The 15,036-nt window shown below is 65.5% G+C and carries 14 protein-coding genes; 6 read left to right on the forward strand and 8 right to left on the reverse strand.

Going from position 1 to position 15,036, the window contains the following annotated elements; genetic code table 11:
* Positions 1-42: 42 nt before the first annotated feature.
* Positions 43-1,797, reverse strand: coding sequence for a carbamoyltransferase (locus ACO07K_RS14575; protein WP_422028955.1), 1,755 nt, complete (start codon positions 1,795-1,797; stop codon positions 43-45).
* Positions 1,798-2,100: 303 nt separating this feature from the next.
* Between ACO07K_RS14575 and ACO07K_RS14580 the strand changes: the two genes are divergently transcribed.
* A complete protein-coding gene (locus ACO07K_RS14580) occupies positions 2,101-3,126 on the forward strand; it encodes an NAD-dependent epimerase/dehydratase family protein (protein ID WP_422028957.1) in 1,026 nt (341 codons plus the stop codon).
* 64 nt (positions 3,127-3,190) lie between these two features.
* On the opposite strand, the gene ACO07K_RS14585 is transcribed toward ACO07K_RS14580, so the two are convergent.
* A complete protein-coding gene (locus tag ACO07K_RS14585) occupies positions 3,191-4,165 on the reverse strand; it encodes a UDP-glucuronic acid decarboxylase family protein (RefSeq protein ID WP_422028959.1) in 975 nt (324 codons plus the stop codon).
* A gap of 132 nt (positions 4,166-4,297) precedes the next feature.
* On the opposite strand from ACO07K_RS14585, the gene ACO07K_RS14590 reads away from it, so the two are divergent.
* Together ACO07K_RS14590 and ACO07K_RS14595 are read left to right on the forward strand one after the other, a co-directional pair.
* The gene (locus ACO07K_RS14590) at positions 4,298-5,857 is read left to right on the forward strand and encodes a fatty acid--CoA ligase (protein WP_422028961.1); all 1,560 of its coding nucleotides are present in this window, start codon (positions 4,298-4,300) and stop codon (positions 5,855-5,857) included.
* 76 nt (positions 5,858-5,933) lie between these two features.
* Positions 5,934-6,998 (forward strand): phosphotransferase, encoded by a 1,065-nt coding sequence (locus ACO07K_RS14595; protein WP_422028963.1) that lies wholly within the window; start codon positions 5,934-5,936, stop codon positions 6,996-6,998.
* Positions 6,999-7,013: 15 nt separating this feature from the next.
* Here ACO07K_RS14595 and ACO07K_RS14600 read toward each other — a convergent pair whose 3' ends face one another.
* From ACO07K_RS14600 to ACO07K_RS14615, 4 genes are read right to left on the reverse strand one after another with little or no spacing between them, the layout of a single operon-like run.
* Positions 7,014-7,751 carry an ABC-type transport auxiliary lipoprotein family protein gene (locus tag ACO07K_RS14600; protein ID WP_422028965.1) on the reverse strand — a complete coding sequence of 246 codons (738 nt, stop codon included), beginning with the start codon at positions 7,749-7,751 and terminating at the stop codon, positions 7,014-7,016.
* A complete protein-coding gene (locus ACO07K_RS14605; RefSeq protein WP_422028967.1) occupies positions 7,748-8,782 on the reverse strand; it encodes an MlaD family protein in 1,035 nt (344 codons plus the stop codon). Before ACO07K_RS14605 ends, ACO07K_RS14600 begins: the two co-directional genes overlap by 4 nt.
* A 6-nt stretch (positions 8,783-8,788) precedes the next feature.
* Positions 8,789-9,604, reverse strand: coding sequence for an ABC transporter ATP-binding protein (locus ACO07K_RS14610; RefSeq protein ID WP_422028969.1), 816 nt, complete (start codon positions 9,602-9,604; stop codon positions 8,789-8,791).
* Positions 9,604-10,734 carry an MlaE family ABC transporter permease gene (locus ACO07K_RS14615; protein WP_422028971.1) on the reverse strand — a complete coding sequence of 377 codons (1,131 nt, stop codon included), beginning with the start codon at positions 10,732-10,734 and terminating at the stop codon, positions 9,604-9,606. The genes ACO07K_RS14610 and ACO07K_RS14615 overlap by 1 nt, the downstream gene beginning before the upstream one ends.
* Before the next feature lie 94 nt (positions 10,735-10,828).
* Here ACO07K_RS14615 and ACO07K_RS14620 point away from each other — a divergent pair, with 94 nt between their 5' ends.
* On the forward strand, positions 10,829-11,644 hold the full coding sequence (locus tag ACO07K_RS14620) for a polyphosphate kinase 2 family protein (RefSeq protein WP_422028973.1): 816 nt from the start codon (positions 10,829-10,831) through the stop codon (positions 11,642-11,644).
* Positions 11,645-11,662: 18 nt separating this feature from the next.
* On the opposite strand, the gene ACO07K_RS14625 is transcribed toward ACO07K_RS14620, so the two are convergent.
* Positions 11,663-12,523 (reverse strand): 23S rRNA (adenine(2030)-N(6))-methyltransferase RlmJ, encoded by an 861-nt coding sequence (locus ACO07K_RS14625; protein ID WP_422028975.1) that lies wholly within the window; start codon positions 12,521-12,523, stop codon positions 11,663-11,665.
* Positions 12,524-12,605: 82 nt separating this feature from the next.
* Here ACO07K_RS14625 and ACO07K_RS14630 point away from each other — a divergent pair, with 82 nt between their 5' ends.
* On the forward strand, positions 12,606-13,544 hold the full coding sequence (locus ACO07K_RS14630) for an acetamidase/formamidase family protein (RefSeq protein ID WP_422028977.1): 939 nt from the start codon (positions 12,606-12,608) through the stop codon (positions 13,542-13,544).
* Positions 13,545-13,573: 29 nt separating this feature from the next.
* Positions 13,574-14,680, forward strand: coding sequence for a PLP-dependent cysteine synthase family protein (locus ACO07K_RS14635; RefSeq protein WP_422028979.1), 1,107 nt, complete (start codon positions 13,574-13,576; stop codon positions 14,678-14,680).
* A 5-nt stretch (positions 14,681-14,685) separates the two neighbouring features.
* Here the strand turns inward: ACO07K_RS14635 and ACO07K_RS14640 are convergent, their stop codons facing one another.
* Positions 14,686-14,973, reverse strand: coding sequence for a hypothetical protein (locus tag ACO07K_RS14640; RefSeq protein ID WP_422028981.1), 288 nt, complete (start codon positions 14,971-14,973; stop codon positions 14,686-14,688).
* Positions 14,974-15,036 lie beyond the last annotated feature (63 nt).

Raw genomic sequence — 15,036 nt, forward strand, 5'->3', positions numbered from 1 at the left:
CCGCCCGAATGCTCTGAAGAGCAGGATAGCCCAATTGCACGGTCAGCGCTGAATAAGCGTGTCGCCCAGCACGAGGACATCCATCTTGGTCCGCAGGAAGCAGTCGATCGCCTCCTCCGGCTTGCAGACCACGGGCTCGTTCTCGTTGAAGCTGGTGTTCAGCACGATCGGCACGCCCGTGAGTTCCCGGAAGGCCGTGATCAGCCGTGCATAGCGCGGATTGCCCGACCAGGTGACGGTCTGGAGACGGCCGGTCCCGTCGACATGAGTGACCGCCGGGATTTCCTTGCGCTTCTCCTCCCGGATGCGAAAGACCTGCATCATGAACGGCACGTCGTCGTCGGTCTCGAACCAGTCCGGCACGGCATCGCGCAGGATCGAAGGCGCGAAGGGCCGGAAGGATTCCCGCCGCTTGATCTTGAGGTTGAGGATGTCCTTCATGTCCGCACGGCGCGGATCGCCCAGGATCGAGCGGTTGCCGAGCGCGCGCGGCCCCCACTCCAGCCGCCCCTGGAACCAGCCGATCACCTTGCCCTCGGAGATCGCCTGCGCGGTGTGCCGGCAGAGCGTCGCCTCGTCGGCAATGCGCTCGATGCGGCAGCCGGCCGCGTCGAAATCGGCCCGGCGCCGGGCGATGGCCGCTGCGATCTCGTCCGGCGTCGCCGACGGGCCCCAATAGGCGTGGTCCATCACGAAATGGCGTTTGGCCGAAGCCCCGCCGGTCTTGTGCCAAGTCGCGAACGCCGCCCCGATCGCGCCGCCGGCATCGCCGCCGGCCGACTGAACGTAGAGCTTCCGAAACGGGGTGCGCTCGAGAACCTTGCCATTGGCCACCGAATTGTAGGCGCAGCCGCCGGCCAGCACGACGGCGTCGGTCCCGTAGCGGGCATGCAGGGCGTTCAGCAGGTTGAAGAAGGCGTTCTCGTAGGTCACCTGTGCGGAACGCGCGATGTCGCGGTGCTTGTCCTCGAGCGGCGCCTCCGGGTCCCGGGCCGGTCCCAGCAGCGTGACGAGTTCGTCGCTCCACAGGCGCCCGCCCGAGGGGATGCCGTCCTTGACCTGATAGTTGGCGCCCTCACCCGAGGCATGGCGGAAGTAGCGCAGGTCGAGCGCGAAAGTGCCGTCGTTCCGGAGACGCACGATCTCCTTCATCTGGTCGACGAAGGCCGGCTGGCCGTAGGGCGCGAGGCCCATGACCTTGTATTCGTCGCCATAGTGCGGGAACCCGATGAACTGGGTCATCGCCTCGTAGAAGACGCCCAGAGAATGCGGGAAATAGACGCGGCCGTCGACCGAGAGGTTTCCTCCTTCGCCCAGGCCCCAGGCCGCGGAGGAAAAGTCGCCGAAGCCGTCGACCGAGACCGCCACCGCCCTGTCATGCGGCGACACGAGGAAGGCCGATGCGAGATGGCACAGATGGTGTTCGACCATGTGCGCGGTGCCACGGAACTCCTGGTCCGGCAGATGGCGCTTGAGGTTTCCCGCGATGTCGGCGCGCTCGCCGCGATTGCGCAACCGGCTCATCACGTAGTTCAGGCTGACCCGCGACGTCAGGGCGAAGGCGAGCTTGCGCCAGCGGTTGGCGGTGTTGTCGCTGTTGACCGCGACATGGTCGACTTCGGCCAGCGAGATGCCGGCCTCGGCCAGGCAATACCGGATCGACTCACTGGGGAAACCGCCCCAGTGCTTGATGCGGCGGAACCGCTCCTCCTCCACCGCCGCAACCAGCTCGCCATCCTTCACCAGGCAGGCGGCCGCATCGGCGTGATAGGCGTTGAGGCCGAGAATGTAGGTCATGCGAACAGGTCGGACATTTGAGAAACTACGCCTATGTGGTTGGTATAGATCAATTTTTGCGAGGGACCAGCTTTTTCGCGGGCATTGCAGCCGCGAAGGTGGCACCGTCTGCAGACCATGCATGGCGCATGCGGCGCGTCGACGGCTTGACGAGGCCGGCACTTCCGATCAAACGGACAGCCTCGAGCGGCCCCCTCGGTTCCCGGGGCCCCGATCGCGTGCTCGACCGAGGCGCGTCGCAACCCTCGCAAGTCGTTGACAAGTCGGATAAAACCCCTCGCTTCGATCGAAAGGCTCTCGTGCATGTCCAAGAATGATCTCGTCGTCGTGACCGGCGCCGGCGGCTTTATCGGCGGCCACCTCGTGAAGGTTCTGCAACAGCGCGGCCACACGAGGATCCGGGCCGTCGACGTGAAGCCGCTCGAGGAGTGGTACCAGAAGATCCCGGGCGTCGAGAACCAGGTGGGCGATCTCGCCCAGCTCGAGCCCTGCCGCAAGGCCGCCCAGGGCGCCGCGATGATCTACAATCTCGCCGCCGACATGGGCGGCATGGGCTTCATCGAGACCCACAAGGCCGAATGCATGCTGTCGGTGCTCGTCAGCACCCACATGCTCGTCGCCGCCAAGGAAGCCGGCGTGCCGCGCTTCTTCTATTCGTCCTCGGCGTGCGTCTACAACGGCGACAAACAGACCGACGCCAACGTCACGGCCCTGAAGGAAGAAGACGCCTACCCCGCCCTGCCCGAAGACGGCTACGGCTGGGAGAAGCTGTTCAGCGAGCGCATGGCCCGCCACTATCGCGAGGACTACGGCATCGCCACCCGCGTGGCCCGCTACCACAACGTCTACGGGCCGGAAGGCACCTATGACGGCGGCCGCGAAAAGGCGCCGGCCGCGATGTGCCGCAAGGTCATCGCCGCCAAGCTCTCGGGCAAGCACGAGATCGAGATCTGGGGCGACGGCGAGCAGACCCGTTCGTTCATGTACATCGACGACTGCACCGAGGGCACGATCAAGCTCGCCGAGAGCGACATCATCGAGCCGCTGAACATCGGCAGCGACGAGCTGGTCAGCATCAACACGCTGGTCGACATCGTCGAGAAGATCGCCGGCATCAAGCTCAAGCGCAGCTACAAGCTCGATGCCCCGAAGGGCGTGCGTGGCCGCAACAGCGACAATACGCTGATCAAGAAGCTGATGAACTGGGCCCCGTCCATCCGTCTCGAGGACGGCATGGAGAAGACCTACAAGTGGATCTACGACGAGATGACCTCGGGCAAGGCCTCGGTCGTCAACGCCCTGCCGAAGCAGGCCCTCGCGGCCCAGTAACCTGCCGGGAAAGCCGGACTACGAACGCGCCGCGAAGGAAACTTCGCGGCGCTTTGCATTAGGGCTAACGGCCGATCCCGCTCAGGCCCCTGTTGCTCTGCAGCAGCTCGTCGAAGAAGGCGATCGTCTTCGTCAGCCCGTCGTCGAGCGCGACCTTCGGCTCCCACTTGAGCGCCTCGCGGGCGAGCGTGATGTCAGGGCAGCGCTGCATCGGATCGTCGGCCGGCAACGGCGCGAATACGAGGCGGCTCTTGCCGCCGACCTTGCCGAGGATCTTCTCGGCAAGGTGGCGAATCGGCATCTCGACCGGATTGCCGATGTTCACCGGCCCGGTGAAGTCGTCGGGCGTATGGTCCATCAGGCGCTGCCAGCCGTCGAGCAGGTCGTCGACGTAACAGAAGGCCCGGGTCTGCATGCCGTCGCCGTAGATGGTGATGTCCTGTCCCTTCAGCGCCTGCACGATGAAGTTCGACACCACGCGCCCGTCGTTGGGGTGCATGCGCGGGCCGTAGGTGTTGAAGATGCGTGCCACCTTGATGCGCAGCCCGTGCTGGCGGTGATAATCGAAGAACAGGGTCTCCGCGCAGCGCTTGCCCTCGTCGTAGCAGGCGCGCGGCCCCAGCGGATTGACGTTGCCGCGGTAGCTCTCGACCTGCGGATGAACGGTCGGGTCGCCGTAGACCTCACTGGTCGACGCCTGGAAGATCTTGGCCCGCACCCGCTTGGCCAGGCCCAGCATGTTGATGGCGCCGTGGACGCTGGTCTTGGTCGTCTGCACCGGATCGTGCTGATAGTGGATCGGCGAGGCCGGGCAGGCGAGATTGTAGATCTCGTCGACCTCGACATAGAGCGGGAAGGTCACGTCGTGGCGCATCAGCTCGAAGCGCGGATTGTCGAGGCAGGCCACCACGTTGGCCTTGCTGCCGGTGAAATAGTTGTCGACGCAGAGCACGTCGTGCCCGGCCTCGAGCAGGCGCTCGCAGAGATGCGAGCCGAGGAAGCCTGCTCCGCCGGTGACCAGAATCCGCTTACCCATCATGCCCCTCGGAATCGCCTCTCACGTCGCCGTCGACACTAGGCCATCAAGCTCTTGAATTCACTTCAAAATCACCGAAGGATGACGCTGCCCGACCGCTAGGGGACTGGGCCAATATCGCAGGGGAAGCGTCCTATGAGCATCGAGATGGTCGGCGTGGCCGACATCGTGCGCGTCCATGGCGCGGCACGTCCGGACAGCGTGGCGATCGTCTACGAAGGCCGGCCCACGACCTACGGCGAACTCGATCGCACCTCCAGCCGCGTCGCGAGCGGCCTCCTTGCCGAAGGCATCGAGCCGCAGGTCCGCGTCGCCCATCTCGACAAGAGCAGCGACCTCTTCTTCGAGCTGCTGTTCGGCGTCGCCAAGGCGGGCGCCGTGATGGTCTCGGTGAACTGGCGCCTGGCCGCCCCCGAGGTCCTGCAGATCGTGAACGATGCCGAGGCCGAGATGCTGTTCGTCGGCGAGGAATACTTCCCCGTCGTCGAGGCGATCCGCAACCGGCTGAAGAGCGTGCGCAGGATCGTGTCCCTGGGCCCCCGCCACGGCGATTGGCAGGCCTTCGCGGACTGGCGCGACCGGCACCCCGACATCGACCCGCATCTGCCCGCGCGCCCGCGCGACACAGCCGTGCAGTTCTACACCAGCGGCACCACCGGCCTGCCGAAGGGTGCCGAACTGACCAACGCCAACTTCGCCTTCATGTTCGAGCAATGGACGCGCAGCTGGCTCCTGAAACCCGGGACCCAGAACATCGTCTGCCTGCCGATGTTCCATATCGGGGGCGCGGGCTGGGCCATCGCCGGCCTCTACGCGGGCGCGACCAATCACGTCGTCAGGGAGTTCGTGCCCGCGCGGGTGCTGGAGATCATCGAACACGACCGCATCGAGGTGATGCTGCTGGTGCCGGCGATGATCCTCTTCCTGGTGCAGGCACCGCAAATCCGCGAAACTGACCTGTCGAGCCTTCGCCTGATCGTCTACGGCGCGGCGCCGATCCCGGGAGAGCTGTTGAAGCAGGCCTTGTCGATCTTCGGGTGCGGATTCCAGCAGGTCTACGGCCTAACCGAGACGACCGGCGCCATCACCCTGCTGCCGCCCGAGGATCACGACCCGTCGGACGCAAGAAAGCTCCTGTCCTGCGGTTATGCCCAGGTGGGCGTCGAGCTGCGCATCGTCGACGATGCCGGCGCCGACGTGCCGGCGGGCAAGGTCGGCGAGATCGCGGTCCGTTCGCCGCAGGTGATGGCCGGCTACTGGCGTCTGCCCGACGCCACCCGGCGCGCAATTCAAGGCGACTGGCTGTTCACCGGCGACGCGGGCTTCCTCGACGACAAGGGCTACCTGTTCATTCACGACCGCGTGAAGGACATGATCGTCTCGGGCGGCGAGAACATCTACCCGGCGGAGGTGGAGAGCGCCCTGTTCGGCCATCCGGGCGTCGCCGACGTGGCGGTGATCGGCGTTCCCGACGAACGCTGGGGCGAAGCGGTGAAGGCCGTCGTGGTGCGCAAGCCCGGCACCGACCCGACGCCCGCCGAACTCATCGGCTGGGCGCGGGAACGCATCGCCGGCTACAAGCTGCCCAAATCGGTCGACTTCATCGACGCCCTGCCCCGCAACCCAACCGGCAAGATCCTGAAGCGCGAGTTGCGCAAGCCCTACTGGGAAGGCCGGCAGCGCAACATCAATTGACCGCCTCGTGACCGCCCTGCGGACCCGACCGCAAACGCGTCTCGAATTCCCGATGCCACGGTTCTAGAAGAGTCCCATGTCCAATCTGCCCGACAATCTCACGCCCGTCCGCCAGGCCCACGTATTCGACGAAGCACGGCTCGCCGACTACATGAAGGCCAATGTCGAGGGCTATCGCGGCCCGATCAGCATCCTTCAGTTCGAGGGGGGCCAGAGCAACCCGACCTTCCACGTCACCGATGGCGCCGGCAGCATGTACGTCCTGCGCAAGAAGCCGCCGGGCAAGCTGCTGCCCTCGGCCCACCAGGTCGACCGCGAATATCGCGTGATCAAGGCCTTGGCCGACCATACGGACGTGCCCGTTCCGAAGCCCTACGCGCTCTGCCAGGATGATTCGGTCATCGGCACGGCCTTCTACATCATGCAGTTCCTGCCGGGCCGGGTCTTCGCCGACGTGCGCATGCCGGGCGTCTCGCCGGCCGATCGCGGCAAGATCTTCGACTCGATGAACGATGTGCTGGCACGCCTGCACAATGTCGACTATCGCGCCGTCGGTCTCGGCGACTATGGCCGTGAGGGCCAGTACATCCAGCGCCAGGTCGCCCGCTGGTCGAGCCAGTACGATCTCGCCCGCACCGAAGAAATCCCGTCGATGGAAGCGCTGAAGAAGTGGCTGCCGGAGAACATCCCGCCCGGCGACGAGACGCGCATCAACCACGGTGACTATCGCCTCGGCAATACGATCGTGCACCCGACCGAGCCCCGCGTCATCGCCGTGCTGGACTGGGAACTCTCGACGCTCGGCCATCCGCTGGCCGACCTCGGCTACAACTGCATGATGTACCATTTCGGCGAGGGTTTCGGCGCTTCCGGCGGCTATGCCGGCCAGGACCTGACCGCGTTCGGCATTCCGACCGAGCAGGAATATCTCGCCGCCTATGCCCGCCGGACCGGCCGCAAGGGAGTGCCGGCCTGGGAGTTTTATCTCGCTTTTTCCCTGTTCCGCCTCGCCGCCATCGTGCAGGGCGTCTACAAGCGCGGGCTCGACGGAAACGCCTCGTCGGAAACGGCGACGAAATACGGCAACCGCGCCCGCGCGATGGCCGACCTCGCCTGGTCGATGGTCGAGAAGCGCGCCTGAGCGCGCTTCTCCCGCCTATTCGTCCGTGTACGGCACCATCGAGGCGTCGTGGCCCTTCGGGCAATTGGCGCTGTCGATGATGGCGTTGGCCGGATTACGATAGCGCGCAATGTCGTAGGGCGCGAACTCGCTCGGCGGCTGCGGCGGGGGCGTCCGGAGCGTCCAGGACACCAGCTGCTTGATCACACTGCCGAGGGCCTGATCGAAGGCTTCGACGACTTTCGGCACCTTGTCGGCGCGCGCCCGAACGCAGCGTTCGAAGGAGGCGACGCCGATGATCTGCCGGTCGGGCATACGCACCAGCTTGGCGATGATGCGCACCTTCACGATCGGCGGCATGCCGTAGAAATACATGGCCTCGAAATTGCGCAGGTCGGGCTGCAACACGTAGTTCGCCCGCAGCGCGATCGACTCGCGCGACACCGCGACGATCTTGCGGGTGTTCTCGAAGGAATCGACGATCCGGGTCTGGACCATCAGCGGCGCCCGGTCGGTCCACGCCACCTTTGCGTAATAGTCCGTCGAGGTCGGCGTCATCGCGATGGCGATGCGGCCGGTGTCGAGGTTCGCCGCCGCCACTGGTGCCTCCACCGCGAGCTGCCAGTAGACCGAGGGCATATCGGCGTCGAAGGTGCTCTTGGGCGAGACGGTGTAGAGGTCGGTCGGATCGCCCACCGAATCGACGGCGCTGACGAACGAGCAGCCCGACAGGAGGGCAACGGCGGCCGCGCAGGCAGCCAGGCAACGGATCATTTCGGCGTGTATCCCTGCTTGCCGCTGAACACGAAGTTGGCCGGGTCGCGCTCCAGTCGTGTGGCGATGACGTTCAGGTTGGCGGTGAGCTGACGCAGATCCCGCAGCGCCAGCGAGAACTCGGTGAGACCGATCTCGGTGAAATTCTTGATCGGGCGGCTGTTGTCGGCGACCAGTTTGTTCAGCTGGTTGGCGGCGGCGTTGATGTTGGCCAGCGCCGCCCGGGTCTCGTTCAGGGTCTTGCGCAGTTCGCCCGGATCCTTGCCGGCGAGCGCCTTGCGCGTTGCGGCATCCTGGGGGCCGATTTCCTGTGCGATCAAGGTGAACGAATCCGAAAGCTCGTTCAGCTTGGTGAATGTCTTGCGGAAATCGGCGATCGCCCCCGGCAGTTCGGCCAGGGTCGTCTGAATGGCGCCGTCGGACTTGGCGAAGGCGTCGGTCGCCGTCTGCAGGTTGCGCAGCGTATCGGTGACGGCGCCGATATTGTCCGGGCTCAGCAGGTCGTTCAGGCGGTCCACCGTGGTGCTGGCCTTGGTCAGCAGTTCCTGGGCCGAGGTCGACGTCGCCTGGAGGAAGGAGGCGCCCTCGCGAATCTCCGGGTAGGGCTTATCGCCGAGCTTCTTCTTGGGCTTGACCTGGTCGACGTCGAGGCGTCCGACGATCTGGATGAAGGGCGAGCCGGCGATGAACGGCTTCTCGAAGACGGCATAGGAGCGGTCGCGGATGTCGATGGACCAGTCGACCGCCACCGTGACTTCGATCTTTTCGGTGAGGCGTTCCCGGCCGGTCGAGCGCTGGGTCTCCGCCCGCGACGTGAGCTGGATGTCCGCAACGCGTCCGACGCGCAGACCGCGATAGAAGACGGGCGAATCCTTGGTCAGTCCCTGCACGTCGCCGGAAAAGAGGATGTCATAGTAGGCGTACGACGTGCGATCGCCCGCGCGCAGCTTCCAGATGACGAATCCGGCCAGGGCGGCGACGAACAGGATCATCGCCGCGCCAATCAGCACGTAGGGCGATTTTCTTTCCATCCGATATTACTTCTGCTCCCGCCGCGCTGCGCGCCCACGCGGTCCGTGGAAGTATTCCCGGACCCAAGGATGGTCGTATTCCAGCAATTCCGCCATCGTACCCACCACGACGCGCTTGTCGAGAAGGACTGCAATGCGGTCGCAAATTGCATTGAGGCTATCGAGGTCGTGCGTGACCATCAGGACGGTCAGCCCGAGATTGTGGCTCAGGCCCTTCACCAACTCGTCGTAATGCGCGGCGCCGATCGGATCCAGACCGGCAGTCGGCTCGTCGAGGAACAGGAGTTCCGGATCGAGCGCCAGCGCCCGGGCCAGGCTGGCACGTTTACGCATGCCACCAGAAAGTTCCGACGGCTTCTTCTCGCCGGTATCGCCCGGAAGACCGACCAAGGCCACCTTGAGGGCCGCGATGTCGCGCATGGTCTGCTCTTCGAGTTCGGCATGCTCGCGGATCGGCACGATGATGTTCTCGGTGACGCTGAGCGAGGAGAACAGCGCGCCGTCCTGGAACTGGACGCCGGTACGCGCCAGCATCTGGCGCTGCGCTTTGCCCTGCAGGGTGCTGGTATCGACCCCGAGCATCTCGATCGTGCCCTCGCGCGCCTGGTTCAGGCCGATGATGGTTCGAAGAAGGACCGACTTGCCAGTACCCGAACCGCCGACCAGCCCGACAATCTCGCCGCGGAATACGTCGAAATCTAGATGGTCGTGGATCACTTTATCGCCGAACTGCGTGCGGATGCCGCGCAGGCGCAGCACGACCTCCCTGCCATCGCTGTGATCGACGATCTGCCCCCCTTCCAGCTGCGCGCCTTCGGGCATCAGACGCCGGCGAGCAGGAAGATGATCGAGAACACTGCGTCCAGCACGATCACGCAGAAGATCGATTCCACCACCGACTTGGTCGTGAGCTGGCCCACGCTTTCGGCACTGCCGCGTACCTGGAGCCCTTCGAAGCAGCCGATGGTGGCGATCACGACGCCGAAAACCGGCGCCTTGATCATTCCGGTATAGAAGTGCCACGCGCCCACCGTGTCTCGCAGCCTGTCGAAGAACTGCACGAAGGTGAAGTCGAGATAGATGGTGCAGGCGACCGCGCCGCCCAGCAGGCCCGCCATGTCCCCCCAGAAGGCGAGCAGCGGCATCGATATCAAGAGCGCGCTGATGCGCGGCAGGACCAGCCATTCGACGGGATTGAGGCCGATCGTGCGCATCGCATCGACCTCCTGGTTGACCTGCATGGTGCCGATCTGGGCCGTGAACGCGCTGCCGGAGCGACCGGCGACGATGATCGCGGTCAGCAGCGGCCCCAGTTCGCGGAACATGCCGATACCCACGGCCTCGACGGTGAAGGTCTCGGCCCCGAACTGCCGAAGTTGCTGGACGCCCTGGTAGGCGATGACCACGCCGATCAGAAAGCAAAGCACGCCCACGATCACGAGGGCGCGAATCCAGACCTCGTACATCTGCCGGATGATGGCGTTCGGGCGGAAACGCTTGGGCTGCAGGACGGCCTCGACGACCACGACGAGGATCTCGCCGAAGAAGGCGCAGAGATTGAGGACCTGTTTGTAGAAGTCGATCGTTCCGTGGCCGACCTCCTCCAGCCAATGTGCCAGCCAATTGACCCGACGGTCCGGCTGGGCCTGGCACATATTTTCGCGGACGACCTTGAAGAGAGCGGCCTGCGCCTCGGTCCGGGTCTGCACCTCGGCATCGGGTCCGCACCCGGAAATTTCCAGGATCTCGAGCGCGCCGGCGGTGTCGACGCGCCCGACCCCGGTCGCATCGATGGCAGGACGATCCTTCGAGCGGACGCCGGCGCCCGCAAGAGCGCTCTCGGCTTTCTTGCGGATGCCGCGGACGCTGAACACCGTCCAGGTCCCGCCGACCTCCATGACGGGCTTGCCCGCCCGCTCGGTGTAACGAATTGTGGGTTCCGCTTCGGCCATCGGCGAAGATTAGTCGTCGCGCAGGTTACCGCTGTCAATCTCCGTGCATTGCCTCGACGCCACGCCGCTGTCACGATCCGGCCGGGAGGACCGGATGGGCAAGTGGCCACGGCTGGACAAGATCGAGATGATCGACGGTCCGATAGACAAGCAGAGTTACGAACGCCAGATCAAGAAACTGCAGGATCGGCTGCTCGACCTCCATATTCACGACCTGCGGACGGGCGGACGGGTGCTGATCTGCCTCGACGGCTGGGACGCCGCCGGCAAAGGCGGCATGATCGAGCGGATGGTGGCGGGACTGGAGCCGAAATCGGTGCAGGTCTGGCGCATCGGGGCGCCGACGCCCGAAGAGCAGGGCCGGCACTATCTCTGGCGCTTCTGGAACCGCCTGCCGGCCCCCGGCAACTGGGCCATATTCGACCGCACCTGGTACGGTCGCGTCCTGGTGGAGCGCATAGAGGGCTTCTGCGAGAAGTCGGCCTGGGAGCGCGCCTACCGGGAGATCAACGAATTCGAGCGACAGCTCGCCGACGATGGCGTGCGCATCGTGAAGCTGCTGGTGCATGTCAGCGCCGAGGAACAGAAGCGGCGGATGATCGAGCGGCTGAGCAAGCCCAGCAAGCATTACAAGATCGGCCTCGAGGATTTTCGCAACATCGCCAAGCGCAAACAGTATCTCGACGCCTATGACGACATGCTGGAACGCACGGACACCGAACACGCCCCCTGGCATGTCGTCGCCAGCGACGAGAAGATGCATGCCCGTCTCAAGGGCCTGAAGATCGTCGCGGACCGTCTGGGCGAAGGCGTCAAGATCGAGGACCATGAACTGGACCCGCGGATCCTCGAAGCCGCCTACGAAGCCTGGGGATGGCGGCCGGAGAAGAGCGCCGACGGCAAGAAGTAGCCCCGCCGTTTCGCTGCATCACGCCTGGGCCGGCACCTCGCTCGGCGAAGCGAAGACGCTCGAACTCGCGCCGTCGCCGAGACGCGCTGCGATCCAGGGCAAGGCCTCGCGCATGGCCTCTTCGAACTTCCAGGGGGGATTGATCACGACCAGCCCGCAGGCCGCGAGCTTTCCGTCGGGGGTCCGAGGGCCAAGGTCGAGTTCCAGGCGCAGGTAATTCTCCTCCGCCAGCGATGCCATGAAGGATGCGACGGCCGCCTCGTCCTTGATCGGGTACCAGATCGCGAAGCAGCCGGTGGCCAGGCGGCGCAGCCCGTGGCGAACCGCCCACGTCAGCACCTCGAACTCGTCGGTCGCCTCGAAGGGCGGGTCGATCAGAACCAGGGCACGGCGCTCGACCGGCGGCAGCGTCGCCTTGATCGCGCGATAGCCATCGGCCTGCCGAACCTCGACGGCGCGGTCGCCGGCGAACTCACGCTTGAGAAGCAACGCCTCTTCTGGATGTCTCTCGCAGGCGAGGAAGCGGTCACCCGGCCGCAGGGCGGCGCGGACCAGTCGCGGCGAGCCGGGATAGCGATGGAGCACGCCGCCCGGCGGCCCGAACTTGCGATCGTAGGCCTGAACCGCCGCGAGATAGCGCGCGACGGCGGCCGGCATCCCGGTTCGGCTCTCGCTCATCAGGCGGCCTATGCCCGCCTCCGCCTCGCCGGTGCGGCGCGCCTGCGAGCCCGCGAGGTCATAGCCCCCGGCGCCGGCATGGGTGTCGAGCACGAACAGCTTCTTGTCCTTGGCCGTCAACAGGCGCAGCAGCTCGCAGAGCGCGGTGTGCTTCAGCAGGTCGGCAAAGTTGCCGGCGTGATAGCCGTGGCGGTAGTTCACGGTGACATTCTCGGCCGATTTGAGATGATTCCCCGGGCACGGTATGTGCTTCGGGCGCAGGACACTACATTTGAGGATCGAAATGGCCAACCACGAGCTGCATTCTTCGCCCGAGACCTGCCACTGGGGCTATTTCGACAGCCAGCTCCCGCCGCAGCTCCGCATCAAGTCGGGCGATACGGCCACGATCCATTGCGTGTCGGGCGCCGCCGAGATCCTGCCGGGCGAACCCTACAACGTGCTGCCCGAACATCGCGAGATCCTCTCCAAGCTGAAGCCGCATATCGGCCGGCACATCCTGACCGGGCCCGTCCACGTCGAGGGCGCCGAGCGCGGCGACGTGCTGGCGGTCGAGGTGCTCGACATCAAGTTCCGCACCAACTGGGGCTGGAACGTGCAGCGGCCGCTGATGGGCACCCTGCCCGAGGACTTCCCCTTCTTCCGCCTGACCCACATCCCGATCGATTCCAACCGCGGCGTCTGCACCATGCCCTGGGGCACCGAGATCGAGCTCAAGCCGTTCTTCGGCATCATGGGCGTCGCCCCGCCGCCGGAATGGGGCCAGTGCAGCTCGGTCGAGCCGCGCGCCTTCGGCGGCAACATCGACAACAAGCATTTCCGGGTCGGCACCACGGTCTACTTCCCCGTCTTCGCCGACGGTGGCCTGTTCTCGACCGGCGACGGCCATGGCGTCCAGGGCGACGGCGAGGTCAACCTGACGGCGCTCGAGACCAGCCTGAGCGGCACCTTCAAGTTCACGCTGCACAAGGGCATGAAGCTCAACAACCCGCGCGCCGAGACGGCGACGCACTGGATCACCCACGGTTTCGACCAGGACCTCGACGACGCCGCCAAGGAAGCGCTGCGCGACATGATCCGGCTGATCACCGCCAAGACCGGCCTCAAGCCCGAGGACGCCTACATGCTCTGCAGCCTGCAGGCCGACCTGCACGTCACGCAGACGGTGGATGGCAACAAGGGCATCCACTGCATGATCGAGAAGAAGATCATCGGCGGCTGAGGGCATCAGCCGGAAACGGGCGACCGACCATGACGCACATGCAGCTTCTCGACGAGGCGGTCGCCCGTCACAACGATGCCGAATGGTCACGCCGCGCGCTGGACCTGATCCGCAACGACCAGCGAAGATCGGCCGATACGCACCTGCTGCGGCTCGATCTGCCGGTACTCGAGGGGATCGACGTCTATCTCAAGGACGAATCGACCCATCCCACGGGCAGCCTCAAGCACCGGCTGGCCCGCTCGCTGTTCCTCTACGGCATCTGCAATGGCCGGATCCGGCAGGACACGCCGATCGTCGAGGCCTCGTCGGGGTCGACGGCGATCTCGGAGGCCTACTTCGCCCGCCTGCTGGGCCTGCCCTTCCATGCCGTGATGTCGGCTTCGACCTCGGCGGAGAAGATCGCGGAGATCGAACGCCAGCACGGCACGTGCCATCTGGTCGCCGACGGTCGCGGGATTTACGCCGCCGCCGAGGCCCTGGCGATCGAGTTGCGCGGCGTCTACGTCGACCAGTTCACCTATGCCGAGCGGGCCACCGACTGGCGCGGCAACAACAACATCGCTGAATCGATCTTCGAGCAGATGAGCCGCGAGCCCCATCCGGTGCCGACCTGGATCGTGATGAGTGCCGGGACCGGCGGCACCACGGCGACGCTCGGCCGGTACATCCGCTACATGAGATACGCCACGCGGCTCTGCGTCGCCGACCCGGAGTTCTCGGTCTTCTTCGAGGCCTTCGCCAAAGGCAATCTTCAGGCGACCTGCGAGCGCGGCTCGCGAATCGAGGGGATCGGTCGGCCGAGGGTCGAGCCCTCGTTCCTGCCCAACATGATCGATCGCATGATGCGGGTGCCGGACGCGCAGTCGTTGGCCGGCATGCGCGTCCTCTCACGCCTGCTCGGCCGCAAGGTGGGCGGTTCGACCGGCACGAACTTCGTGGCCCTGTGCATCCTCACGTCGCGCATGAAGGCGGAGGGCCGCACGGGCTCTCTGGTATCGCTGATCTGCGACGGTGGGGAACGGTACGGAAATACTTACTACAACGACGAATGGGTCGCCGCGCAGGGCCTCGACCTCGAGCCGCACGAGCGTGCCCTCGAAGCCTTCCTGAAGGACGGCGACGCCATTATCTGATGCCCCTATTGGGCGGGACGCGGCGGCTGGCGAACCGGCGGCGGCGTCGGCTTCGTCGCGATCGGCTCATCTGTGATCGGATAGCGCGGCACTTCGCTGATCTCAGTAGAGCCGGGCATCGGCAGGATCGCCTGGTTCTTCCAGTTCGGCCCAACCGTGGCCCCATTCCCGCCCGCGACCGGCGGGCCGGACTCCTGCATCGTGCTGAAGTCGGAATTGAAGCGCTGGGGCTGGGCCTGAGCGGCGCCACCGGCAACCGCGAGGACGAGCAGGACAGGCAAGGCCACTTTCATCGCACTCTCCGGGTTCTGTTACCGGAACAACTCGAAAGATGGCCCCGCCGTTGCGTCGCCTGC

This window comes from Reyranella sp., from assembly GCF_965228225.1.
Classification (GTDB): domain Bacteria; phylum Pseudomonadota; class Alphaproteobacteria; order Reyranellales; family Reyranellaceae; genus Reyranella.

Coding starts and splice junctions, on each gene's coding strand:
- ACO07K_RS14630 (WP_422028977.1), top strand. CDS start 12,606: ATGGCCAACCACGAGCTGCATTCTTCGCCCGAGACCTGCCACTGGGGC.
- ACO07K_RS14600 (WP_422028965.1), bottom strand. CDS start 7,751: ATGATCCGTTGCCTGGCTGCCTGCGCGGCCGCCGTTGCCCTCCTGTCG.
- ACO07K_RS14585 (WP_422028959.1), bottom strand. CDS start 4,165: ATGATGGGTAAGCGGATTCTGGTCACCGGCGGAGCAGGCTTCCTCGGC.
- ACO07K_RS14615 (WP_422028971.1), bottom strand. CDS start 10,734: ATGGCCGAAGCGGAACCCACAATTCGTTACACCGAGCGGGCGGGCAAG.
- ACO07K_RS14590 (WP_422028961.1), top strand. CDS start 4,298: ATGAGCATCGAGATGGTCGGCGTGGCCGACATCGTGCGCGTCCATGGC.
- ACO07K_RS14575 (WP_422028955.1), bottom strand. CDS start 1,797: ATGACCTACATTCTCGGCCTCAACGCCTATCACGCCGATGCGGCCGCC.
- ACO07K_RS14635 (WP_422028979.1), top strand. CDS start 13,574: ATGACGCACATGCAGCTTCTCGACGAGGCGGTCGCCCGTCACAACGAT.
- ACO07K_RS14620 (WP_422028973.1), top strand. CDS start 10,829: ATGGGCAAGTGGCCACGGCTGGACAAGATCGAGATGATCGACGGTCCG.
- ACO07K_RS14595 (WP_422028963.1), top strand. CDS start 5,934: ATGTCCAATCTGCCCGACAATCTCACGCCCGTCCGCCAGGCCCACGTA.
- ACO07K_RS14580 (WP_422028957.1), top strand. CDS start 2,101: ATGTCCAAGAATGATCTCGTCGTCGTGACCGGCGCCGGCGGCTTTATC.
- ACO07K_RS14610 (WP_422028969.1), bottom strand. CDS start 9,604: ATGCCCGAAGGCGCGCAGCTGGAAGGGGGGCAGATCGTCGATCACAGC.
- ACO07K_RS14640 (WP_422028981.1), bottom strand. CDS start 14,973: ATGAAAGTGGCCTTGCCTGTCCTGCTCGTCCTCGCGGTTGCCGGTGGC.
- ACO07K_RS14605 (WP_422028967.1), bottom strand. CDS start 8,782: ATGGAAAGAAAATCGCCCTACGTGCTGATTGGCGCGGCGATGATCCTG.